Origin of the sequence: Pseudomonas shirazica, assembly GCF_015168335.1 — a bacterium.
GTDB lineage: Bacteria > Pseudomonadota > Gammaproteobacteria > Pseudomonadales > Pseudomonadaceae > Aquipseudomonas > Aquipseudomonas asiatica.
On the sequence record NZ_CP063456.1, the window covers coordinates 2,011,711 to 2,033,998 of the forward strand.

A 22,288-nucleotide genomic window follows, 5' to 3' on the forward strand; every position below is an offset into this window, starting at 1 on the left:
CGGTCATTACCGGTAGGAGCAAATAAAGGGGAGCCTTGTTCAATGCCTGTTGTCATGTCCAGCCGCCTGCGCCCACTGGCGCGTGCGGCACATCCGTTGTTCGCCATGAGCCTGTTGTTGTGTACACCGGCCTGGGCCGATGAACCTGCCCGGCGCAGCTATCAGGTGCCAGCCGCCAGCCTGGGTGCGGCACTTACCCAGTTTGCCGACCAGGCCGGGGTCAGCCTGTCGCTGGACCCGGCGCTGGTCAACGGCCGGCAGAGCAATGGCCTGTCCGGCAGCTACAGCGTCGACGAAGGCTTCACCCAGCTGCTGCGCGGCAGCGGCCTGCAGTTGCTGCCGGTGGGCGAGGGCGCTTTCACATTGATGCCGGCACCCCAGGCGGGTGGTGCGCTTGAAATCGCCCCGACCAGCATCGTCGGTGGCCTGGCCGCAGGCAACGAAACGCAACCCTATGCCGGTGGCCAGGTGGCCCGTCAGGGTTCACAGGGCCTGCTCGGCACGCGCGACTTCATGGAAACCCCGTTCAGCATCACCAGCTACACCAGCGAACTGGTGAAGAACCAGCAGGCGCGAACCTTGGGCGAGCTGATCGCCAGCGACCCATCGGTACGCGCCACCAACCCGGCGGGTGGGCGCTTCGAGCAGTTCACCATTCGCGGCTTCAGCCTGTTCAACAGTGATGTGGCCTACAACGGCCTGTACGGCATCCTGCCGACCTACTCGATCGACATGGAAATGGCTGACCGGGTCGACATCATCAAAGGCCCCAGCCAGCTGATCAACGGCATTTCGCCGCGAGGCAGTGTCGGCGGCGGCATCAATGTGCAGCCCAAGCGAGCCGGCGACCAGCCGCTCACCGAGTTTACCGGCAGCTATGCCTCGGCCGGCCAGGCAGGCGGTGCGGTGGACGTTGGTCGGCGCTTTGGCGAAGGCCAGCAGTTCGGCGTGCGCTTCAATGGCGTGAAACAGGCGGGCGATACCGAATGGGACCACCAGCGAGTCGAACGTGAAATGGCGGTGTTGGGCCTGGACTTTCGTGGCGAGCGCCTGCGGCTTTCGGCGGACCTTGGCCATACCGAGCGCGATACCGATGCACCGCAGGAGCGGGTGCTGGTCGGTGCCAACGCCAAGGTGCCGGATGCCAACGACGTACGCCACAATTACGCCCAGGCCTGGAGCAAGGCGCGCACCAACGACACCTTCGGTGCGCTGCATGCCGAGTACGATATCAGCGAGTCGCTGCTGGCCTATGGCGCGGTCGGCGCGCGCAAGAGCAACCATGACTTCCTGCGCCACAACGTGTCGATCAGCAACGATGCCGGCGACTTCACCGTGCAGCCGCGCGACTTCACCCGGGATGAAACCGTGCGTACCGCCATGGCCGGCGTGCGCAACTGGTTCCATACCGGGCCGGTCAGCCACGAGCTGAACCTGGCCGCCACCTACTTCTACATGGACTTCACCAACGGCGGCGCCCGCTATGCCTCGGCGCCCAGCAACCTCTACCACCCGGTGGCCACGCCGACACCGGGCACGCCAACCCGCATCGATCCTGAGGTGTACACGGAAAACCGCTTTTCCGGCGTGGCCCTGGCCGACACCCTGGGCTTCTTCGACGACCGCCTGCTGCTGACCCTTGGGGCGCGCTGGCAGCGGGTGCAGGTGGATGACTGGAGCGACGGCATCAAGGGGGATACCGCCTACGATGAAGAGAAGGTGTCGCCCTCGGGCGGCGTGCTGCTCAAGGTTACCGACCAGCTGTCGTTGTATGCCAACTACATGGAGGGCCTGAGCCAGGGCAAGATTGCGCCGTCGACATCGGTCAACGAAGACCAGATCTTCCCGCCGTTCACCAGCCGCCAGGTCGAGGTGGGGGCCAAGTACGACCTGGGCCAGGTCGCCTTTACCGCCAGTGCCTTCCGCATCCGCCAGCCCGCCTATGAAACCAACCCCATATCGCGGGTGTTCGGCCCCAATGGCAAGCGCGACAACCGCGGTATCGAACTGAGCGTGTTCGGCGAGCCCGTGCAAGGCGTGCGTGTGCTGGGCGGGGTGATGTATATCGACAGCGAACTGACCGACACCATCGGTGGCGCCTACGATGGCAACCGCGCGCCGGCCACGCCCGAGTACAACGTCAACCTCGGCGCAGAATGGGATGTGCCTGGGGTGAACGGCCTGACCCTGACGGCGCGGGGCATCCACTCGAGCTCGCAGTACCTGGACCAGAACAACAGCAAGCAGATCGAAGGCTGGGAGCGTTACGACGTGGGTGCGCGTTATGCGTTCAAGGTGAATTCCGCCCAGGTTACCTTGCGTGCCAGTGTCGAGAACGTGCTGGACGACCGCTACTGGAGTTCGGCCGGGGCCTCGGATGACAGCGAGCCGGGGCTGACGCTGTCTACGCCGCGTACCTACCTGCTGTCGGCGACAGTGGGTTTCTAGCCCATTTTAAAAGTGGGTGCGTTCCGTTGCGCATCAATCCTGGGGCCGCGTTGCGGCCCTTTCGCGACACAAGGCCGCTCCTACAGGTTGAACCGATCGGTCAGACCGAATCAGGCACCACGGCGATCACATCGATCTCCATCAGCCACTCGGCCTGGGCCAACCCGGCCACCACTAGCCCGGTGGAAATCGGGAACACGCCCTTGAGCCACTTGCCTACCTCCTTGTACACCGGCTCGCGGAAGCGCGGGTCGGTGATGTAGGTGGTGGTCTTGACGATGTGCGACAGGTCCGAGCCGGCTTCTTCGAGCAGTTGCTTGACGTTCTTCATTGCCTGTTCGGCCTGCGCCCGTGGGTCACCCAGGCCCACCAGGTTGCCTTCGAAGTCGGTGCCGACCTGGCCGCGCACGTAGATGGTGTTGCCGGCGCGCACCGCCTGGCACAGGTCGTTGTCCAGGGTCTGGTTGGGGTAGGTGGCCTTGGTGTTGAACATGCGGATGCGGGTATGAGTAGGCATCAGTGGGCTCCGAGGGTGCTGACGTTGCTGATCTTGGGTTGCTGCTGCTCATCCGCTGCGCGTTGTTCGCGGTCGCGGTAGGCGGCATAGGTGCGTTGCGTGGCGATGTGGCCGGCGACGTGCTTGGCGTCGTGCCACACGCCCCAGATGAACGACGAGCCACGACGCGACAGCCACGGCAGGCCAAGGAAGTACACACCCGGCTCGCGGGCCACGCCGCGTTGGTGCTGGGGCTTGCCGTTGGCGTCGAAGGTGTCTACCTGCAGCCAGCTGAAGTCGACACCGTAACCGGTGGCCCAGATGATGCTGGTGACGCCGGCCTTGGCCAGGTCCAGTTGCTGCAGCGGGTTGCGCATGCACTCAGGGTCGGCCAGGCGTTTGCGGGCTTCGGGCTCTTCCGGCAGGTCCAGGCCGTTGCGTTCGATGTAGGCATCGGCGGCATCCAGCAGGGCCAGGTAGTTTTCGTCGCCGCGGTTGATGTTCTCGACCAGGTTGTCCTGGAAGCGCGCCACGCCGTTCTCGAACGACTGGGTCAGGCCGACCAGGGTCATGCCCTGGTGGGCGAGGGCGCGGAAGTCCACGGTGTGGCCGCCACGGGCGCCACTGACGGCAATGGTCACGTGCTCGCGGCCAGGCTTGGCGATTTCCGCATCCCACTCACCCAGCACGCCCAGCCACCAGCAGAAGTCGCGGTTGCGGTAAGCGCGTGGCGGGCGATCGTGGGCGCCGACCGAGAGGTACACCTGGCGCCCGGCACGCATCAGTTCTTCGGCGATCTGCACGCCGGAGGAGCCGGCGCCGACCACCAGCACAGCGCCTTCTGGCAACTGCTCGGGGTTGTAATAGGCCGCGGAGTGGATCTGGTGCAGGTTGCTGTCTTTCGGCGCGATGGCCGGGATTACCGGTTTCTGGAACGGGCCGGTGGCGGCGACCACGCGGTTGGCGCGAATCACGCCTTCATTGGTTTCGATGGTAAAACCGGGGCGGTCGCTGTTGCGCAGCACTTTCTTCACTTCGATGCCGGTGCGTACGGGCAGGTTGTACTTGCGTACGTACTGCTCGAAGTAGTCGGCCACCTGGTCCTTGCCGGCGAAGGCGTCGGCGTCGAGGTTGAATTCCAGCCCCGGGAAGCGGTCGTGCCAGACCGGGCCGTTGGCCACCAGCGAGTCCCAGCGACCGGTGCGCCAGGCCTCGGCGATACGCTTGCGCTCCAGCACCAGGTGCGGCACGCCAAGCTTGCTCAGGTGTTCGCTCATGGCCACGCCGGCCTGGCCGGCGCCGACGACGAGGGTGTCGATTTCGAGGTTGTTCAGTGTCATGTCCGAGCCCTTGTTCAGGCGGTTTTTGTCAGGTCGGTTTGGAGGACCGCCGTTGCCTGGGGCCAGACTAGGGATGCCGTGGAAATGGCGAAAATAGTATTTAGCTGGGGCTTGCCGATAAAACGGCGAAGGCCCTGGATTCTGTGGCTTGCGAGTTGGACGCCAAGGGACCGCGCGCGCTGTGCCGACAGGAATAATTGGCCCGAAACAGATGTAGGAGCAGCCTTGTGCTGCGAAGCGCCGCGCGGGCGGCGCTCGATCTCAGCCAGAGCAAAGTTTTTTCCTGCCTAACCCCTCGGAAAAAGGTCGTTTCGCCGGCCGAAAGGTTCAACCCAGAATGCCGTGTATCGCACAGCACAACAGGAACCATGACATGACTTTTTCCATCATCGGTCGTTGCCAGGAAACCGGCCAGGTCGGTATCGCCATCAGCTCTTCGAGCATCGCCGTGGGCGCCCGCTGCCCGTGGGTACGTGCCGGTGTGGGCGCGGTCGCCACCCAGAACATCACCTTGCCAGCGCTGGGCCCGCAGATTCTCGATGCCCTGGAACAGGGCCAGTTGCCGCCTGCCGCTGCGCTGGACCGGGTGCTGAGCGCCAACGGCTGGAGCGAGTATCGCCAGCTCACGGTGATCGACAGCCATGGCCAGGTCGCGCTGTTCACTGGCAAGGAAGCCCTGGGCACCCACCACGCCGTGGCCGGTGAACAATGTGCGGCGGCAGGCAACCTGTTGGCCTCGACCCAGGTGATCGAGGCGATGGTGCAGGCCTTTGAACAAGCCGGCGGGCATCTGGCCGACCGCCTGCTGGCGGCCATGCACGCGGCGATGGCCGCAGGCGGCGAGGCGGGGCCTGTGCACTCGGCGGCGTTGAAGATTGCCGGCGAACTGACCTGGCCACTGGTGGACCTGCGTGTGGACTGGGCCGAAGCAGACCCGATCGGTGTGCTCGATGGCCTGTGGCAGGCATATCGGCCGCAGATGCAGGACTACGTCACCCGCGCCCTCAACCCGACTGCCGCGCCAAGCTACGGGGTGCCGGGCGATGAGTGAATTTGCCAGTCGCGCGCTGCTGGCCAGGCTGATCGGCTTTGCCACGGTCAGCCGGGATTCCAATCTCGAACTGATCAGCTTCATCCGCGACTACCTGGCCGAGCTGGGGGTGGAAAGCGAACTGTTCCATAACCCGGAAGGCACCAAGGCCAACCTGTTCGCCACCATCGGCCCCCGGGATGTTGGCGGCGTGGTGCTGTCCGGGCATACCGATGTGGTGCCGGTGGACGGCCAGGCCTGGACAGTCGAGCCGTTTGCCCTGAGTGAACGCGACGGGCGCCTGTACGGCCGCGGCACGGCCGACATGAAGGGTTTCATCGCTTCGGTGCTGGCGGCTGTACCCGCGTTTCTCGCCCAGTCGTTGCGCATGCCGGTGCACCTGGCGTTCTCCTACGACGAGGAAGTCGGCTGCCTGGGGGTGCGCTCGATGCTGGCCGCGCTCGAGCAGCGCCCGCACAAGCCACGGTTGTGCCTGATTGGCGAACCCACCGAACTCAAGCCGGTGCTGGGGCACAAGGGCAAGCTGGCGATGCGTTGCCAGGTACATGGCGCGGCCTGCCACTCGGCGTACGCGCCGTATGGGGTGAATGCCATCGAGTATGCGGCGAAGCTGATCGGCAAGCTGGGTGATATCGGTGATGCCCTGGCGTTGCCGGAGCATCACGACGAGCGCTTCGACCCACCGTTCTCCACTGTGCAGACCGGTGTGATCAAAGGGGGCAGGGCGCTGAACATCGTGCCGGCGGAATGCGAATTCGATTTCGAAGTGCGGGCCTTGCCTGGGTTCGAGGCGCAGGCAGTGGCCGACCAGTTGCAAACCTATGCCGAGGCCGAACTGCTGCCGCGCATGCGCAAGGTCAATGCCGCCAGCGCCATTCGCCTGCAGCCGTTGAGTGCATATCCGGGGCTGGCCACGCCAGCGGATAGCGAGGCGGCTGGCCTGGTGGCGTTGCTCAGTGGCTCGGATGAGTTCGGTACCGTGGCGTTTGGTACCGAAGGTGGGCTGTTCGATCAGGCGGGCATCCCGACTGTGGTGTGTGGGCCTGGGAGCATGGACCAGGGGCACAAGCCGGATGAGTTCGTCAGTGTCGAGCAGTTGCGGGGGTGTGATGCCATGTTGCTGAGGTTGGTGGATTACCTCAGGCAGGGTTGATTGCGCAGGCTTCTTCGCGGGCACGCCCGCTCCCACAGGTACAGCACCGCCAGGCCAGCCGGCGATATACCTGTGGGAGATTGCCCAGCCCTTTGGGCTGCGCTGTCGCGCAGAGAACCAATATCGCTCGTCTGACGCGTCCTTTGTAGGAGCAGCCTTGTGCTGCGAAGAGGCCGGTACAGCCAATAGACAGGCTTTGTCAGCCCCGGCCTCTTCGCAGCACAAGGCTGCTCCTACAGAGCCTCGCCGAACCAATGAGTCATGTGTTGTTCTATGAGCGCGGGCGTGCCCGCGAAGGGCTGCAGAGCAGCCCCAATCAAGGTTTCAGAAGGTAGCCTTGACCTGCATGCCAACCACCAGCGCGTTGTCGATGTCCTTCCCGGAGAACGCGCCCGGCTCGATGATGTACTGCACATCCGGGCGCAGGTTCAGCCACGGCGTGGCCTGGTAGCCATAGCTCAGCTCGACCAGCTGCTCGGCGCTGTCGATATCGGGGAACTGCTGCCCGGCATCGAACGCGGCATCTTCCAGCACGTCGCGGCTACGCGGGTTGGGTACGGCACGGCCATAGCCCAGGGCCACAGTATCCTTCGGGCGACCAGCGAACGGCTTGTACAGCACCACGCCGGCGCCATACCACTTGGTGAATGGCGAGGCGGCCTTGCTCGACGCCGAGTACTGGCCGAAGGCATGCAGGCTGCGGCCCGGCAAGCCCTGGTCGTTCCACACCGCCTGGTCGACCAGCAGGTAGTGGCCGCCACGGCCGGACACTTCCTCGTCGCTGCCGATGCGCTTCACGTCGGAGCTGTCGTAGTAGTAGCCCAGTTTGTACTCGCCAGGCAGCTCGCCCTGCAGCTTATAGACCAGCTCTACCGGTACCACGGTGCCGGTGGTGTGCTTGGGGCCCAGGTGCCAGGCGCGGCTGGAGTTGCCGTTGCTTTCCGGGTCGACGTTGAACGCCGCCACACGCAGTTGCCAGGATGGCGACAGGTCGTACTTCACCCGTACGCCCAGGTGGGCATTGGGGTAATTGGTCCAGCCACTGCCGCCAGACATGTTCAGCGGGTGACCGCAGAAGCCGGCGTTCATGAAGTTGCACAGGATGCCACTGTCCAGGCCGCCGAGGTCGTTGCCCATGGCCATGTAGCCGAGCTTGACGTTGAGCGCCGGGGTGAACAGGGTACGCTCGTAGCTCAGCTCGGTCAGGCGGGTGTACAGGCCACCGAAGTTTTCCTGGATCGGCAGGCGGTTGCCCACCAGGTCTTCCGAGGCGCTGTTGCCGCGGCGGTCGTTGATGGTCAGCTGGACCTTGCCGCCGTTGTCCAGGCCATACAGTTTCGACAGGTCGAACTGCACGCCCAGTTTCAGGTTTTGCGAGTAGCGCGCCGAGCGGTGCAGACCACCGTGGGCGTTGTAGGCGGTTTCGCCGCTGTAGTCGCCGGTGAACCTGACGCCGTCTTCTTCCAGCTGGTGACGCAGGCCGCCCCAGTCACCGGTCATGGTGCTGCGTGTCATCAGGTCGCCGTCGGCCAGGGCGGTGCTGCTGGCGAGGGCCAGCAGCAGGGTGGGGGTGATGCGAATTACGGATGGCATTGCTGAATCTCAGGTTGTTTTTCAGGGGCTCATCGCCGGCAAGCCAGCTCCCACAGGTCTGCGCTGCCTTTGCAGGTGGCACGATCCTGTGGGAGCTGGCTTGCCGGCGATGAAGGCGACGCGGTCTTACGGCAGAGCGTAAGAAATCACGTAGTCGCCACGGTCAGTCGACTGGCGCGCGCCGCCAGCCGTGACCACCACGTACTGCTTGCCGGTTTTCGGCGAAACGTAGGTCATCGGGCCGCCCTGGCTGCCCACTGGCAGGCGAGCCTTCCAGATTTCGTTGCCGTTGCTGCTGTCGTAGGCGCGCAGGTAGAAGTCCTGGGTGCCGGCGATGAACACCAGGCCACCCTGGGTCGACAGGGTGCCGCCGAGGGTCGGCAGGCCGATCTTGATCGGCAGGTGCATGCGGATGCCGAGCGGGCCGGTGTCCTCGACAGTACCCACAGGTACCTGCCACGCCACCTGGCGGGTCTTCATGTCGATGGCGGTCAGGGTGCCGAATGGCGGCGCTTGGCACGGGATGCCGGCCACCGACAGGAAGCGGTTCTTGTTCACTGCATACGGGGTGCCCTTGAGCGGTACTGCACCCATGCCGGTGTTCAGCGCTTCGCCACCGGAAGCGGCACCGCCCTTGTTCTGCGACGGGATCATCTGGATCCACAGGCCCAGGCGCATGTCGTTGACGAAGATGAAACCATGTACCGGGTCGGTGGAAATGCTGCCCCAGTTCATGCCACCCAGCGAACCCGGGAAGCTCAGCGACAGGTCGGTGCCCGGGGCGGTGTACAGGCCGTCGTAGCGCATTTTCTTGAAGTCGATGCGGCACAGCAGCTGGTCGTACGGGGTTGCGCCCCACATGTCCGATTCGGTCAGGGTCTGCGCGCCGATCTGCGGCATGCCCACCGACTTCGGCTGGGTTGGCGAGTACGGCTCGTTGGGAATGTTGCTTGGCTTGACCGGTACTTCGTCGACCTGGGTCAGCGGCTTGCCGGTGGCGCGGTCGAGCACGTAGATCTGCCCGGCCTTGGTGCCGATTACCACTGCAGGTACCGACTGGCCGTCGTCCTTGGTGAAATCGATCAGGCTCGGCTGCATCGGCAGGTCGAAGTCCCACAGGTCGTTGTGCACGGTCTGGAACACCCACTTCTGGTTGCCGGTGGTGGCGTCCAGCGCCAGTACCGAAGCGCCATAGGTGTGGTCCAGCTTGCTGCGTTCGACACCGTAGATGTCGGTGGACGACGAGCCCATCGGCAGGAACACGGTATTCATCGCCGGGTCGTAGGACATCGGGGCCCAGCTGTTGGGGGTGCTGCGCACATAGGTGCTGTCGCCCTGCGGTGCCTGGCGATCTTCCGGGTTGCCGGGGTCGAAGGCCCAGCGCATTTCACCCGTGATCACGTCGAAACCACGGATCACGCCGCCTGGCATGTCGGTCTGGACGTTGTCGGCGACGCGGCCGCCGACCACCACGGTGGTACCGGCCATCAGTGGGGCCGAGGACAGCTGGTAGTAGGAGTCCGGCACATCGCCCAGGCCGGCCTTGAGGTCGACCTGGCCGTTGTTGCCGAAGCCCTGGCAGAACTCGCCGGTGTCGGCGTCGACGGCAATCAGGCGGCCATCGATGGTGTTGGTCAGCAGGCGACGCTGGCAGTTGGCACCGGCCGGTACGCTGGCCGCGGTGATTGGCGAGCTGTTCGGCTGGGTCGGCTGGGCGATGGCGGCAGTGGCGTCGAAGTAGGCCATGCCACGGCAACGCTGCCAGACCTTGGACTGGGCGTTGATCGCGTTCTTCCACAGCTCTTTGCCGGTGTCGGCATCAAGGGCGATCAGGTTGTTGTGCGGGGTGCAGATGAACACCTTGTTGCCGACCTGCAGCGGGGTCAGCTGGTCTTCGGCGCCGTTGCCGTCGCTGAGCGCCACGTCACCGGTGCGGTAGGTCCAGGCCACTTTCAGCTTGTTGACGTTGTCGCGGTTGATCTGGTCCAGCGCGGCGAAGCGGCTGCCACCTTCGGTGTTGCCGTAGTGAGCCCAGTCCTTCTGCGCCTTGCCGGCCTCGACCGGGGTCATGCCCGGGCCTTTGCCGGTGGGGGCGACGCTTGGGTGGGCGACGAACATGTTGCCGGCGGCGATCACCAGCAGCACGGCCATCACCCCGGCAACGCCATAGGCACCGCGGCCGGCGCTGGTGCCATTGGCACGGGCCAGCAGCGGGTAGACCAGTGCCACCACCATGCCGATTGCGCCGAACATGAACAGGCGCGAGAACAGCGGCCAGAACACCAGGCCTGCGTCGATCAGCGCCCAGATGGCAGTGCCGACCAGGAACGCCGCGTACAGCCAGGCGCCAGCCGGCTTGCGGCGAGCGATGAGAACGCCGGCGATGGCCATGGCCAGGCCGCCGATCAGGAAGTACCAGGAACCGCCCAGGCCGGCCAGCTTGACGCCGCCCGCAGCCAGGAGGAGGCCGAGCAGGGCGATGATCACGCCCAGGCCGACCAGGATGATGTTTGTGGCGCCAGAGGCGCGCGGTGTTTCTTTCATGCCAGGGATCTCAGCAGGTGGAATGCGCGCAGTGTAATCTCTTAGCTTGCTAATTAACAAGTTGGTACATAATTTTGTGGGGCGGATTGTCGCAGTGCTGAACTCTGCAAGGTGTGGCTAAAAGTCTAGATCATGCGATTAAAATTGCATTCTACGAGGTGTTCGTGCTGATTCATGGAGCGGGCACTCAGGCTTTGCTTGAGTCTGAAGGTCGGCGGTGTGCTCCTACAGGCGGCCACCGTTTCATGTCGGCCACGGAGTGCCGCTGCTGTAGAACACCGCGAGCCAGATGGTGGCGGTGCCGGGGGCGGTCCATTCCACGCGGTGGCGGTAATGCGGCGGGATGTCCAGGCAATCGCCCGGCGCCAGCAGGCGGGTATGGCTCTCGTGCTCGAAGCGCAGGCCGGCGGCGCCACTGAGCAGCACGATCCATTCGCCCTCGGCCTGGTCGTACCAGAAACCGGGCGGGCTGGCCTGGCCGCTGGAAACGATACGCTCAACACGCACACCCGGGCGGCTGAGCAGTTGGTCGACCCGTTCGGAGCTGGTTGGGTCGCAAGGGGGCAGGGCAGTCAGCAGGTTGGTCGGGATCATGGAAAACCTCGCTTGGAAGGGGGTAGTTCCACTATGGACGCAATTGCCGCGCGCCGCGCTTCTTGACCGGCCCCGCTGTTTGTAAGAACTTTCCGGGATTTGGAAGACGGGCAACAAATGGACAAACTCCTGGCGATGAAAATGTTCGTGGCCACCGTCGATGCCCAAGGCTTTTCTGCCGCCGCACGCCAGCTTGGGCTGGCGACATCGTCGGTGACGCGCCTGGTCGATGCCCTGGAAGCGGCGTTGGGCGCCACCTTGCTCAACCGCTCCACGCGCCAGGTCAGCCTGACCGAGGCCGGCGCCCGTTATTACGAGCGCGCGCGGGGTATTTTCGAGGCCCTGGACGAGGCCGATGCCAGTGTCGCCGACCGGGGCGAGGAGCCTGTCGGTGTGCTGCGCCTGTGCTTGCCGGTGGAGTTCGGCAGGCGGGTCATCGCCCCGCACCTGGGGCCGTTCCTGGCGCAACATCCGGCTCTGGAGCTGGACATCGACCTCAGCGACCGCCTGGATGACCTGCTTGACGGGCGCTATGACCTGTCGATCCGCCTGGGCGACCCCTCGCCCAATGACGAGCTGGTATGCCGCCAGCTGGGTCGCTTCCAGCGTTGGCTGGTGGCCAGCCCGGGCTACCTGGCCGGGCGTGACCCGCTGGAGCATCCGCGGCAGCTGCTCGAGCACGCCTGCCTGCGCTTTCGCTACGGGCAGAAAGGCCGCCCCTGGCGCCTGGCCCGTGGGCAGGACAGTCTGGAACTGGACGTGAGCGGGCCGTTGCGCAGCGCCAATGCCGACATGCTGCGCGAAACCGCGCTGGCGGGCAGCGGCATCGCGCTGCTGGCCGACTGGCTGGTGCGTGAGGATGTGGCGGCCGGGCGCCTGCAGCGGCTGTTCCCCGATTGGCAGGCCAGCCCTGGCGCGGCCAATGACAGCATCAACGCCCTGTACCTGCCCAACCATCGTGGTTCGCGGCGGGTGAACGCCTTTATCGACTTTTGCGAAAATTTGCTGCAGCGCAGCACCTAGTGTTGCGCAGTGCGCAAAGCCCTGTTGCGCCAGCGCTGGATTCTCGCCAGGAGTGCGTCTGGGTAAGGTGGCCGGCATATTCCAGCCATCGCCGAGGACACTCGCATGAATCCCTCCCTTGCCGCCGCGCAGCCTGCCGCCACCGGCCTCAGCCGGGCCCTGGTCGCCCTGCTGGCGTTCTGCTGCGGCGCGATCGTCGCCAATATCTACTACGCCCAGCCCATCGTCGGCCTGATCGCCCCGGACCTGGGGCTGTCCACCGAGCATGCCAGCCTCATCGTTTCGCTCACGCAGCTTGGCTATGCCTTGGGCCTGCTGTTGCTGGTACCGCTGGCCGACCTGTTGGAAAACCGCCGCTTGATGGTGGCTACCGCCGTGCTGGCCTGCGTCAGCCTGCTGCTGGCGGGCACCAGCAGCAGCGGCCAGGGCCAGCTGTTCCTCGGCTATGCACTGCTGATCGGTTTCAGTTCCGTGGCGGTGCAGATGCTCATTCCGCTGGCGGCGCACCTGGCGCCGGAGCAGCAGCGTGGGCGGGTGGTCGGCAACATCATGGGCGGCCTGCTGCTGGGTATCCTGCTGGCGCGGCCGTTGTCCAGCCTGGTGGCCGACTACTTCGGCTGGCGTGCGGTGTTCATTGGCGCTGCCGGGGTGATGCTGGCGATCATCCTGCTGCTGGCCCTGACCTTGCCGCGGCGGGTGCCCGAGCACAAGGCCAGCTATGCCGGGCTGATGCTGTCGCTGCTCACGCTGCTGCGCCGTTATCCCTTGCTGCGCCAGCGCTCGCTGTACCAGGCGTTGATGTTCGCGGCGTTCAGCCTGTACTGGACGGCGGCGCCGATGGCCCTGGCAACCGAGCATGGCCTGTCGCAGAGCCAGATCGCGGTATTCGCCCTGGTGGGCGCGGTAGGCGCCGTCGCCGCACCCATGGCCGGCCGCCTGGCCGATGCCGGGCATGCCCGGGCCGGTTCGCTGTTGGCGTTGTTACTGGCACCGGTGGCACTGTTGCTGGGGCTGACCGTGCCGGGCTACAGCGTGATCGGCCTGGGGCTGACTGGCGTGCTGCTGGATTTTGCGGTGCAGATGAACATGGTCATCGGCCAGCGTGAAGTGTACGCGCTGGACCCGGCCAGCCGCGGGCGGCTGAACGCGGTGTACATGACCAGCATCTTCCTGGGTGGGGCGCTGGGTTCGGCGGTGGCCAGTGCGGTGTTCAGCCAGTTCGGCTGGCAGGGTGTGGCGCTGGTGGGGGCGGGGTTGCCGGGCGTGGCCTTGATCATCTTCCTGGCCAAAGCGCGCCGGGGTTGAATGCGAGCCCACAGGTTGTCGCGATCCCTGTAGGAGCGGCCTTGTGTCGCGATGGGGCGCGCAGCGGCCCCGGGATATCGGCTTCGCTGCTGATATTGCCGGGGCTGCGTTGCAGCCCTTTCGCGACACAAGGCCGCTCCTACAGGGATCGCGACAGCCTTTGCGTAGTGCTACCGCCCAAGCGGCAACGCCACACCAATCAAGGCAAACAGGCTGCCGCAGCAGCGGTTGAAGCCCTTGCCGCCCTTGGCCAGCCATGGCCGGATGCGAAACGCCAGGCGTGCCAACAGGTATTCGACCAGGAACTCGACACTGGCAAAGGTCGCCGCCATCACCACGAACTGCAGCAGCAACCCACGCTGCGGGTCGATGAACTGCGGCAGGAAAGCGCCGTAGAACAGCAGCACCTTGGGGTTGGCCATGGCCGACAGCAGGCCCTGGCGGAACAGGCCGGCATTGCCCAGCCGCGCACTTTGCGCGGTCAGTTCCAGGTGCAGGCCCGGGCTGCGCCACAGCTGGATACCCAGCCAGACCAGATAGGCGCCACCCACCCACTTGAGCACGCTCAGCACCGAGGCCGAGGCCTGCAGCAATGCGCTGAGGCCGAACATGGCCAAGGCAATCAGGGCGCTGAAGCCAAACACCCCGCCGATGATGGTGAACAACGTCCGGCGTGCGCCATACAGGGCGCCGTGGGTCAGGGCCAGCAGGCTGTTGGGGCCTGGGGTCAGCGACAGGCCGATGCTCGCCAGCAGGTAGATGAGCCAGGTGTCGAGTGCCATGGTGGGGAATGCCTTGTTGATGGAGAGGGCGCCAGTCTATGGCGCCGACCTTGGCCGGCAAGGGTATGATCCGGACATTGAATGGTCGTTTCTGGACGCGATGCCAATGCTGCCCGACATCCGCTTGCTGATCTTGCCGTTACCGGATTTTGCCCTGCTGCCGTTCGGCGCCTTTCTCGACAAGTTGCGTTTCAGCGCCGACGACGAGGACTACAGCCAGCAGCGCTACTGCAGCTGGACCGTGGCAGGGCTGACACTCGACCCGGTGCCTTCGAGCAGTGGCGCGGTGGTGCAGGTCGAGGCCGTCGCTGGCCAGCTCGAGCTGGCCAGTTTCGACTACCTGGTGGTGTTCGGCGGGCGCAACGCGATGGCCACTGCCGCGCTGGCGCCTCGCTACCGGGCCTTGCTGAGGCAGGCTGGCAAGGCTGGCGTCAAGCTGGTTGGGGTCGACAATGGCGCCTTCCTGTTGGCCGCCTGCGGGTTGCTGCAGGGGCACAAGGTGGTGGTGCACTGGCGACACGAAGCCGAATTCCGTGCGGCCTTCCCGCATTTGCAGGTGCTGAGTGAGCAGCTGTATTGCATCGACGGTAGCCGCATCACCTGCGCCGGCGGCACCGCGGCCATCGACCTGGCCGTCGCGCTGTTGTCACGCGCCTGCGGGAGGGCCAGGGCGCTGAAGGGCCTGGCCGACATGCTGGTGGATGAAACCCGCGATAGCCGCCATGCCTTGCGCTCGTTGGAGCTGGGGGCCGGGCAGGGGCGGCAGGTGCAGCGTGCGCAGGCGTTGATGCGTCATCACCTGGGTACGCCGTTGACCGCGGAGCAGTTGGCGGCTGAGCTGGGCATCAGCCGGCGCCAGCTGGACCGGCAGTTTCACGCCAGCCATGGCATGAGCGCCAAGGCCTGGTGGCTGGAGATGCGCCTGCAACAGGCGCGCTGGCGTTTGCTCAATTCCAGCCACAGCCTGGCGCAGATTGCCGATGAAGTGGGCCTGGGCGATGCCAGTTACCTGGGCAAGTGCGTGCGGCGACGGTTTGGTTGCACGGCCCAAGCGTTGCGTGACCGCAATATCTCGCCCTGAAGCCCGGCGCGCACTCTGTAGGAGCGGCCTTGTGTCGCGAAAGGGCCGCAAAGCGGCCCCGGCAATTTTGTGGCGATGCCGATATCCTGGGGGCGCTTCGCACCCCTTTCGCGACACAAGGCCGCTCCTACATAAAGCGCGTCAGCCGGGCTTACTGCGGCGTCCCGAACAACCCCGTCCAGTAAATCCCCGCATCACTCTTCGGGTCCACTGCATACGCAGCGCCCAGCTCGCGGAAGTCCGGGTTCATCAGCGTCGCGCAATGCCCCGGGCTATCCAGCCAGCCATCGACCACCTTGCGCGCGGTGTCACGCCCGGCGGCGATGTTTTCGCCGATCTGCTGGTACAGGTAACCGGCCAACTCTGCCCGGTCCCCGGGGGTGCGGCCATCCTTGTCGATGTGGTCGAAGAAATTCTGGTTGGCCATGGCCCGGGTGTGGTTGGCGGCAACCCCGGCCAGCACCGTGCTCCAGCTCAACGCAGGGGCGGCGGCGAAGGGCTGGCCACCGCATTGGCGCGGTACCTTGCGCGCGGCATTGATCTCCTGCAGCACCTTCTGTCCCTCGGCCTGCCAGTCGCCCAGGCGACCACTGAGCAGCGGCCGGGCCAGCACGATGCGCCAGTCGCGGCCTTCCTGGCTGACGCCGATATCGACGAACTGCGGGTCGAGCACCACCTGGCAGAAGCTCTCTTCGATGGCATGCATGGCAGCGCGCGCATCACGTGGCCCCGACAGGCTGATGGCCTGCACGTTGACCATCGGGTAGGCGGCGCGGGTCATGGCTTGCTGCAGGTCGCGGGTGCCCTCTGGCGACAGTGCCAGGCGGGTATCGCTGTTGAGCGGCGGCAGTTCCAACGACGCTTCGCCACCGCAGGGCTGGGCCTTGCTGCGGTAGGCATTGATCGAATCGATCAGTTGCGCTTCTTCGCCGGTGGCAGCCATGGCCCCGGCCGAGACGACCAGGCCCAGCGACAAGGCGGCAACGGATGACAGGACGCGCATGTGGATCTCCCTATGACTGGCAGCGTCGTGGTTCGCGCTGCTCATCCTACACAAGCCCGGGGCTTTTGGCCCGGGCTCGTGCGAAGCAATGAAAACGCCAACATTCTTTGCTGGCGGCAAAAGAGGGAGTAGACCACTGTTCATCTGAAAAGTGCGAATAGTTGGTAATCATTCCTATCGAACCACGCTGTCTGCCGGTTTGCTGGCGCCCGGCGGCTATCAGCGCGCCACCGCCTGGTTCGGTTTGTAGAACAGAAAATGCCTGGTCTGCGCCGTCCGGCGGTAGGCTTTGGCCCAGTCCGGGCGCACGTTGCGGTCATGGAAGTACAAGGCACCCCCGGTGCGGTCTCTCAATTGCTGGTTGAGCGCCTTGCGCGCGATTTCCTTGGCAATGTCGTAGCGTTGCGCTTCTTCGACCTGGTCCGGGCGCCCGTCGCACCACCAGGAGAACTGGCAGGCCTTGCTTTCCACCCCCTGCTTGACCACGCCGCAGATGGTATCCGGGAAGCCATCGTGGCCCAGGCGGTTGAGCACGACGTTGGCCACGGCGGCCATGTCTTCTGCGTCGGCACCCTTGGCTTCCCAGTAGATGGTGCGGGCCAGGCAGGTGATGCTGTCATCCAGCGGCGCCTGGCCGGCCGGGTCCACTGCTTGCGCTTCGCCGGGTGTGAGGGTCTCGGCCTTTTTCGGGGGGGGTGTGTCATTCACCACTTTTTCCTCGAGTACCTCGGCCTTGTCCTCGGCGACGGCAGCCTTGGCCGGGTCGGCCGCGTGCAAGGGGCCTGCGAGCAGGGCCGAAACCAGGCCGATCACCATCCACGAAAGGCGCATGATGCAAGCTCCCGAACTGTGGGCTGGTTCACAGTCTAGCCAAGCGCAAGCATCAGCACCAAAGGCAGGGTGGCGGCAGCCAACACGGTCTGCAGGGCGATGATGGTGGCCATCAGCGGTGCGTTACCGCCCATTTGCCGGGCCATCACATAGGAAGATGACGCGGTCGGCAGTGCCTGGAACAGCACCGCCACCACCGCTGCCTGGCCACCCAGGCCAAGCAGGCGGCACAAGCCCCAGGTGGTCAACGGCATGACCAGGAACTTGAATGCCGACGCCGCCATCAGCGGGCGCACCTGCTGGCCCAGGCGGGCGCCACCCAGGGCTGCGCCGACGCACAGCAGGCCCAGCGGCAGGGCGGCCTGGCCCAGGGCCTTGACCGTGGGTTCGATACCCGCTGGCAAGCCCAGCCCACTGGCGCGCAGCAGCAATCCGCCGGCGCAACCGACGATCAAGGGGTTGGCGAAGATGGCCCGCAACACCGTGGCCGGTGAGCTATGGCGGGCGCTGAAGCGGGCGAAAACCAGCACACAAAGCAGGTTGACCAGTGGCACGATGGCGGCGTTGGCCACCGCTGCCAGGGCAATGCCGGCGCTGCCGTAGATACCCGCTGCAAGGGTGGCGCCGATGTAGTTGTTGAAGCGGATGCCGCCCTGGAACACCGAGGTGAAGTCGGCACCGTCGTGGTTCATGGCGCCCTGGTACAGCACCAGCAGCACGGCCCCGGCCAGGGTCGAGAGCATCAGCACGCCAACCATGCCCAGCACCGGCACGCCATCGAGGTTGGCGGTGGCCAGGCCATGGAAAAACAGCGACGGCAGCAGTACGTAATAGCTCAGGCGCTCGGCGCCGGGCCAGAAGTTATCGGCGAGAAAGCCGCGCAGGCGCAGGAAAGTGCCCAGGGCAATCAGCAGGATGATCGGCAGCAGGGTAGTCAGCAGCAGGTGGAGCATGATCGACGTTCCGTGGTCGGGTACGGAGCACAGACTACGGGTGCGGATCGATCTGTAAAAACGTTGTTTTCTGCACTGACCATTGAGGAAAAATGCATGGTTGAAGTCGACACTGGCTCTTGTAGGAGCGGCCTTGTGTCGCGAAAGGGGAGCGAAGCGCCCCCAGGATATCGGCATCGCCACAAAATTGCCGGGGCCGCTTTGCGGCCCTTTCGCGACACAAGGCCGCTCCTACAAGGCCCTGCGAACCTTCACGCCTCCAGCGCAGTCTTCAGCACCGCGCTCAAATGCCGCCGCTGGCTCTTCTCATGCTCCAGCAACACCACGCGCCGGGTCAGCTGTGGTTCGCCAAATGGCAGGCAGGTAGCCGGTGGCAAGCGTTGCAGGTCGTCATCGGCCATGGGGATGATTGCCACGCCCAGGCCCATCACCGCCATGCGCGCCAGCGCTTCCTGGCTGTCCAGTTCCATCTGCTCGCTCACCTGCAGATGCTGGCGGCGCAGCTCCTGCTCGATCTGCCGCCCGGCCCAGGCACGCTTGTCGAAGCGCAGGAACGGCTGGCTGGCCAGCAACTGCGGCACGCTTAGCCCGGCCAGGTCGGGGCTGGCGATCGCCCAGAAGCGGTCTTCGAACAACGGCGTGAAGTCCAGGCTTTGCGGGTAGGGGCTGACCGGCTCGGTGGTGATCGCCGCATCGAGCTCGCCGTCTTCCACCCGTCGCGCCAGTTCCGCCGACATGCCGGAGGCCACGCTGACATGCAGCTGCGGATGGTGCGCCTTGATCCACACCAGCGCTTTGGGCAGGCGCCGCGCCAGCACCGTGTGGATCGCCCCCAGGCGCAGGCGGCCGCGCAGGCTCGGGCCGCTGGCCAGGGCGTCGGCCAGTTCGTCATAGCTAGCCAGGATGGTCTCGGCGCGGGCCACCGCCAACTGGCCGGCTTCGGTCAGCGAGACCTGCCTGCGGCTGCGGTCGAACAAGCTCACCTGCAGTTCGTCTTCGAGGGTCTTGATGTGCAGGCTCACCGCCGAAGGGGTAAGGCTGAGCAGGTCGGCGGCACGGGCGAAGGTGCCGTGGCGGGCGATGGTCACCAGAGTGCGCAGGGCTTTGAGGGACATGCGGGTGTGGTCCGGTTTCAAGCTGACAGAGCTGCATTGTCAGGCCCGGCCCTTTCGCAGCACAAGGCTGCTCCTACAGCGAGTCGAGGCTGGTAGAGGCAATATTTCTCAGCGCACACCACGCCCATAGGCCTGGCTGATCCGATCGATCACCATGGCCAAGGCGACGATCGCCAGCCCGGCCTCGACGCCTTGGCCGACATTCAGCGTCTGGATCCCCGACAGCACGTCCTCGCCCAGCCCGCGGGCGCCAATCATCGAAGCCACCACCACCATCGACAGGGCCATCATCACCGACTGGTTGAGCCCGGCCATGATGCTCGGCAGCGCCAGCGGCAGGGCGATGCGCCGCAACCGCTGCCAGCGGCTGGCGCCAAGACCATGGGCGGCTTGCAGCAGCGAAGGGTCGATCTGGCTCAGGCCCAGTTCGGTCAGCCGCACCAGCGGTGGCAGGGCATAGATCAGTGTGGCGAACACGGCGGGCACCTTGCCCAGGCCGAACAGCATCAGCACCGGGATCAGGTAAACGAAGGCCGGCAATGTCTGCATCACATCCAGTACCGGCAACAGCAAGCGCTTCGCCAGCGGCCGGGCAGCCAGCAGGATGCCCAGCGGCACGCCCACCAGCACGCAGAGGCCGGTACTGACCAGCACCAACGCCATGGTCTGCAGCAGTTTGTCCCACAACCCGAGCATGCCGATCAGGGCCAGCAGCGCCACCAGTACCGCGCTGCGCAGCACGCTGCGGCTGGCATGCCAGGCAAGCAGGCCGATCAGCAACAGCAGCAGCCACCACGGCAGCAGGCGCAGCAGGGTTTCCAGGCCGACCAGCAGTTGCAGCAACTGGTCCGAGACGCTGCGCAGGTGATCGCCGTAATGCAGTACCAGCCAGTCGACCAGGCGGTTGACGCTGTCGGCAAAGGAGAATTGCAGGGCCTCGGGGAAGCCGCCGCTCACAGGCTGGCCTCGACCTTGGTGGCAATGTCCGCAGGCAACCAGGCTTTCCACACCTCGCGGTTATCGCGCAGGAAGGTGAGGGCCGCGTCGCGGGGCGGCGTTCGCTTTTCGCTCATGTCGGCCAGTGCCTTGTTCAGTCGGTCGATGGGCAGATCGACCCGCTCGAACACGCTCACCAGCTCCGGGTAGCCCTCGCGAAAGGCCTTGGATACGCCAATCGACAACTTGGCCGGCAGCGAGCTGCTGCCCTTGGGCTCGGGGTTGCCGGCATCGGTGAGGGTGGCCCAGGCCTGGGCATCGAACGGCGGCTCTTGCAGGCGTATGAGCTTGTAACGCCCCATCAAAGGGGTCGGGTTCCAGTAGTAGAACAGCACCGGCTGGCCACGGCGGATGGCCGAGCCGATTTCGGCATCCATTGCAGCCCCGGAGCCACTGCGGAAGTTGGTATAGAGATCATTCAGCCCGTAGGCCTTGAGTTTCTGGGTGTTGACGGTTTCGGATGTCCACCCGCTGGGGCTATTCAGAAAGCGCCCTTTACCGGGGGACTCGGGGTCGCGGAACACCTGCGGGTAACGTTTCAGGTCCTCGACGCTGCGCAATTGCGGCGCCACGGCTTTCAGCTTGCGCGCGTCATCGCCCTCGATCACGTAGGCCGGTACCCACCAGCCTTCTTCGGCGTTCTTGACCGTGTCGCCCAAGGCGAACACCTGGCCGGCCTGTTCTGCCTTGACCCAGGCAGGGCTGCGCCCGGCCCATTCCTCGGCGATTACTTGCAGGTCGTTGCGTGCGAGCGCCACTTCCATGCTGACCGTACTGCCGGGCAGGGTGTCGGTGGGGTAGCCATAACCGCGCTCGACGATCAGGCGCAGGATCTCGGTGGTGAGTGCGCCGCTTTCCCAGCCGATGGCACCAAAGCGGATGGGCGTGGTGCGTTCTGCGGAGGCGGCGCTGTCGGTGCTGGCCAGGCCGACGGCGAGCAGCAGGCCGGCCAGCAGCGTCGGAATCTTTTTCATGGGGCCTCTTGGAGTGACGCTACTGAGTTGCCGCAAGTGTAGACGACCGGCTCCAGGCCCGGCAGGAAGGCCGCTGCACGCGATTGGCAGCGGCCTGCAAGCGACTCAGACGCGGAACTGGTCCATCAGCGCCTGTTGCTGGTTGGCCAGGCTGTTCAGCGACTGGCTTACCCGCGCCGACTCGTTGGCCTGCCCCGACAGCGATTCGGTGACATCACGGATGGTCGCCACGTTGCTGTTGATCTCCTCGGCCACTGCGCTCTGCTCCTCGGCGGCCGAGGCGATCTGCAGGTTCATGTCGGTGATCACCGTCACTGCCTGGCCGATGCGCTGCAGCGCGGTGACTGCCTGGCCAACCTGCTGCACGCCGCTCTGGGCCTGGCGGTGGCTGTTGTCCATGGCCCCGACCACTTCGCGGGTGCCGTTCTGCAAGGCCTCGATCACCTGGCGGGTTTCTTCCACCGATTCCTGGGTACGCTGGGCCAGGTTGCGCACCTCGTCCGCGACCACGGCAAAGCCACGGCCGGCTTCACCGGCGCGGGCCGCCTCGATGGCGGCGTTGAGCGCCAGCAAGTTGGTCTGTTCGGCGATCGAGCGGATCACCTCCAGCACCGAACCGATCTTCTCGCTGTTCTGCGCCAGGCCCTCCACTTCGCTCATGGCGTTGCTCATGTCGGCGGCCAGGGCATCGATGCTGTGGGTGGTGCGGTCGATCACCGCCAGGCCTTCGCGGGTGGCCTGGTCGGCATCGCGGGCGGCCTGCGCGGCCTGGGCGGCGCTGCGGGCGACGTCCTGGGCGGTGGCACTCATTTCGTGCGAGGCAGTGGCAACCTGGTCGACCTGGCGGTACTGCTGCTCCATGCCGGCGCTGGTCTGGGTGGCAATTGCCGAAGACTGGTCGGCGGTGCCACGGGCGGCCTGCACCGAGCGTTTGACCTCGGCGATGGTCGGCTGCAGCTTGTCGAGGAAGCGGTTGAACCAGCCGGCCAGTTCGCCCAGTTCGTCC

Annotated in this window: 19 protein-coding genes; 6 read left to right on the forward strand and 13 right to left on the reverse strand. The window is 65.5% G+C overall.

The annotated features are described in order from the left end of the window. Positions 1–42: 42 nt before the first annotated feature. The gene (locus IMX18_RS09285) at positions 43–2,448 is read left to right on the forward strand and encodes a TonB-dependent receptor (protein ID WP_100413481.1); all 2,406 of its coding nucleotides are present in this window, start codon (positions 43–45) and stop codon (positions 2,446–2,448) included. Between the two features lie 100 nt (positions 2,449–2,548). Here IMX18_RS09285 and IMX18_RS09290 read toward each other — a convergent pair whose 3' ends face one another. Next, the gene (locus IMX18_RS09290) at positions 2,549–2,965 is read right to left on the reverse strand and encodes a RidA family protein (protein WP_015270679.1); all 417 of its coding nucleotides are present in this window, start codon (positions 2,963–2,965) and stop codon (positions 2,549–2,551) included. Beyond that, positions 2,965–4,284 carry a flavin-containing monooxygenase gene (locus tag IMX18_RS09295; protein WP_015270678.1) on the reverse strand — a complete coding sequence of 440 codons (1,320 nt, stop codon included), beginning with the start codon at positions 4,282–4,284 and terminating at the stop codon, positions 2,965–2,967. Before IMX18_RS09295 ends, IMX18_RS09290 begins: the two co-directional genes overlap by 1 nt. Positions 4,285–4,657: 373 nt before the next feature. Between IMX18_RS09295 and IMX18_RS09300 the strand changes: the two genes are divergently transcribed. Both IMX18_RS09300 and argE read left to right on the forward strand, forming a co-directional pair. Beyond that, positions 4,658–5,335 (forward strand): DUF1028 domain-containing protein, encoded by a 678-nt coding sequence (locus IMX18_RS09300; protein ID WP_013972966.1) that lies wholly within the window; start codon positions 4,658–4,660, stop codon positions 5,333–5,335. After that, positions 5,328–6,488 carry an acetylornithine deacetylase gene (gene argE / locus IMX18_RS09305; RefSeq protein ID WP_100413482.1) on the forward strand — a complete coding sequence of 387 codons (1,161 nt, stop codon included), beginning with the start codon at positions 5,328–5,330 and terminating at the stop codon, positions 6,486–6,488. Before IMX18_RS09300 ends, argE begins: the two co-directional genes overlap by 8 nt. A gap of 324 nt (positions 6,489–6,812) precedes the next feature. On the opposite strand, the gene IMX18_RS09310 is transcribed toward argE, so the two are convergent. The 3 genes from IMX18_RS09310 to IMX18_RS09320 form a co-directional block, all read right to left on the reverse strand. Beyond that, entirely contained in the window at positions 6,813–8,081 is a 1,269-nt protein-coding gene (locus IMX18_RS09310; RefSeq protein ID WP_191472570.1) for a carbohydrate porin, read from the reverse strand. Positions 8,082–8,207: 126 nt separating this feature from the next. After that, on the reverse strand, positions 8,208–10,625 hold the full coding sequence (locus IMX18_RS09315) for a glucose/quinate/shikimate family membrane-bound PQQ-dependent dehydrogenase (RefSeq protein ID WP_024087275.1): 2,418 nt from the start codon (positions 10,623–10,625) through the stop codon (positions 8,208–8,210). Positions 10,626–10,868: 243 nt separating this feature from the next. Next, positions 10,869–11,219 carry a cupin domain-containing protein gene (locus tag IMX18_RS09320; RefSeq protein ID WP_015270673.1) on the reverse strand — a complete coding sequence of 117 codons (351 nt, stop codon included), beginning with the start codon at positions 11,217–11,219 and terminating at the stop codon, positions 10,869–10,871. A gap of 117 nt (positions 11,220–11,336) precedes the next feature. Here IMX18_RS09320 and IMX18_RS09325 point away from each other — a divergent pair, with 117 nt between their 5' ends. Further along, on the forward strand, positions 11,337–12,242 hold the full coding sequence (locus IMX18_RS09325) for a LysR family transcriptional regulator (RefSeq protein ID WP_054573545.1): 906 nt from the start codon (positions 11,337–11,339) through the stop codon (positions 12,240–12,242). Between the two features lie 105 nt (positions 12,243–12,347). Then, on the forward strand, positions 12,348–13,547 hold the full coding sequence (locus tag IMX18_RS09330; RefSeq protein WP_054573544.1) for an MFS transporter: 1,200 nt from the start codon (positions 12,348–12,350) through the stop codon (positions 13,545–13,547). A 170-nt stretch (positions 13,548–13,717) separates the two neighbouring features. Here the strand turns inward: IMX18_RS09330 and IMX18_RS09335 are convergent, their stop codons facing one another. Then, positions 13,718–14,329 (reverse strand): LysE family translocator, encoded by a 612-nt coding sequence (locus IMX18_RS09335; protein ID WP_004376275.1) that lies wholly within the window; start codon positions 14,327–14,329, stop codon positions 13,718–13,720. A 106-nt stretch (positions 14,330–14,435) separates the two neighbouring features. Here IMX18_RS09335 and IMX18_RS09340 point away from each other — a divergent pair, with 106 nt between their 5' ends. After that, the gene (locus IMX18_RS09340) at positions 14,436–15,410 is read left to right on the forward strand and encodes a GlxA family transcriptional regulator (protein WP_100413537.1); all 975 of its coding nucleotides are present in this window, start codon (positions 14,436–14,438) and stop codon (positions 15,408–15,410) included. 151 nt (positions 15,411–15,561) lie between these two features. Here IMX18_RS09340 and IMX18_RS09345 read toward each other — a convergent pair whose 3' ends face one another. The 7 genes from IMX18_RS09345 to IMX18_RS28465 all read right to left on the reverse strand — a co-directional run bounded on the left by IMX18_RS09345 (position 15,562) and on the right by IMX18_RS28465 (position 22,143). After that, the gene (locus tag IMX18_RS09345; protein WP_015270669.1) at positions 15,562–16,413 is read right to left on the reverse strand and encodes a CAP domain-containing protein; all 852 of its coding nucleotides are present in this window, start codon (positions 16,411–16,413) and stop codon (positions 15,562–15,564) included. A gap of 219 nt (positions 16,414–16,632) precedes the next feature. Next, positions 16,633–17,244: a cell wall hydrolase gene (locus tag IMX18_RS09350; RefSeq protein WP_015270668.1), complete on the reverse strand. Its 612-nt coding sequence runs from the start codon at positions 17,242–17,244 to the stop codon at positions 16,633–16,635. Positions 17,245–17,279: 35 nt separating this feature from the next. Further along, positions 17,280–18,197 (reverse strand): AEC family transporter, encoded by a 918-nt coding sequence (locus IMX18_RS09355; protein ID WP_191472574.1) that lies wholly within the window; start codon positions 18,195–18,197, stop codon positions 17,280–17,282. Positions 18,198–18,448: 251 nt separating this feature from the next. Further along, positions 18,449–19,312, reverse strand: a complete 864-nt coding sequence (locus tag IMX18_RS09360; protein ID WP_015270667.1) for a LysR family transcriptional regulator — start codon at positions 19,310–19,312, stop codon at positions 18,449–18,451. Positions 19,313–19,420: 108 nt separating this feature from the next. Further along, complete coding sequence (locus IMX18_RS09365; RefSeq protein WP_015270666.1) at positions 19,421–20,269, reverse strand: ABC transporter permease; 849 nt, start codon at positions 20,267–20,269, stop codon at positions 19,421–19,423. Continuing rightward, on the reverse strand, positions 20,266–21,282 hold the full coding sequence (locus IMX18_RS09370) for an ABC transporter substrate-binding protein (RefSeq protein WP_217190130.1): 1,017 nt from the start codon (positions 21,280–21,282) through the stop codon (positions 20,266–20,268). The genes IMX18_RS09365 and IMX18_RS09370 overlap by 4 nt, the downstream gene beginning before the upstream one ends. 105 nt (positions 21,283–21,387) lie before the next feature. After that, positions 21,388–22,143: a methyl-accepting chemotaxis protein gene (locus IMX18_RS28465; RefSeq protein WP_371034575.1), complete on the reverse strand. Its 756-nt coding sequence runs from the start codon at positions 22,141–22,143 to the stop codon at positions 21,388–21,390. Positions 22,144–22,288 lie beyond the last annotated feature (145 nt).

Excerpts from the sequence above, each read along its gene's own strand:
- IMX18_RS09285 (WP_100413481.1), top strand. The coding sequence starts at position 43 with ATGCCTGTTGTCATGTCCAGCCGCCTGCGCCCACTGGCGCGTGCGGCA.
- IMX18_RS09290 (WP_015270679.1), bottom strand. The coding sequence starts at position 2,965 with ATGCCTACTCATACCCGCATCCGCATGTTCAACACCAAGGCCACCTAC.
- IMX18_RS09295 (WP_015270678.1), bottom strand. The coding sequence starts at position 4,284 with ATGACACTGAACAACCTCGAAATCGACACCCTCGTCGTCGGCGCCGGC.
- IMX18_RS09300 (WP_013972966.1), top strand. The coding sequence starts at position 4,658 with ATGACTTTTTCCATCATCGGTCGTTGCCAGGAAACCGGCCAGGTCGGT.
- argE (WP_100413482.1), top strand. The coding sequence starts at position 5,328 with ATGAGTGAATTTGCCAGTCGCGCGCTGCTGGCCAGGCTGATCGGCTTT.
- IMX18_RS09310 (WP_191472570.1), bottom strand. The coding sequence starts at position 8,081 with ATGCCATCCGTAATTCGCATCACCCCCACCCTGCTGCTGGCCCTCGCC.
- IMX18_RS09315 (WP_024087275.1), bottom strand. The coding sequence starts at position 10,625 with ATGAAAGAAACACCGCGCGCCTCTGGCGCCACAAACATCATCCTGGTC.
- IMX18_RS09320 (WP_015270673.1), bottom strand. The coding sequence starts at position 11,219 with ATGATCCCGACCAACCTGCTGACTGCCCTGCCCCCTTGCGACCCAACC.
- IMX18_RS09325 (WP_054573545.1), top strand. The coding sequence starts at position 11,337 with ATGGACAAACTCCTGGCGATGAAAATGTTCGTGGCCACCGTCGATGCC.
- IMX18_RS09330 (WP_054573544.1), top strand. The coding sequence starts at position 12,348 with ATGAATCCCTCCCTTGCCGCCGCGCAGCCTGCCGCCACCGGCCTCAGC.
- IMX18_RS09335 (WP_004376275.1), bottom strand. The coding sequence starts at position 14,329 with ATGGCACTCGACACCTGGCTCATCTACCTGCTGGCGAGCATCGGCCTG.
- IMX18_RS09340 (WP_100413537.1), top strand. The coding sequence starts at position 14,436 with ATGCTGCCCGACATCCGCTTGCTGATCTTGCCGTTACCGGATTTTGCC.
- IMX18_RS09345 (WP_015270669.1), bottom strand. The coding sequence starts at position 16,413 with ATGCGCGTCCTGTCATCCGTTGCCGCCTTGTCGCTGGGCCTGGTCGTC.
- IMX18_RS09350 (WP_015270668.1), bottom strand. The coding sequence starts at position 17,244 with ATGCGCCTTTCGTGGATGGTGATCGGCCTGGTTTCGGCCCTGCTCGCA.
- IMX18_RS09355 (WP_191472574.1), bottom strand. The coding sequence starts at position 18,197 with ATGCTCCACCTGCTGCTGACTACCCTGCTGCCGATCATCCTGCTGATT.
- IMX18_RS09360 (WP_015270667.1), bottom strand. The coding sequence starts at position 19,312 with ATGTCCCTCAAAGCCCTGCGCACTCTGGTGACCATCGCCCGCCACGGC.
- IMX18_RS09370 (WP_217190130.1), bottom strand. The coding sequence starts at position 21,282 with ATGAAAAAGATTCCGACGCTGCTGGCCGGCCTGCTGCTCGCCGTCGGC.
- IMX18_RS28465 (WP_371034575.1), bottom strand. The coding sequence starts at position 22,143 with ATGGAGCAGCAGTACCGCCAGGTCGACCAGGTTGCCACTGCCTCGCAC.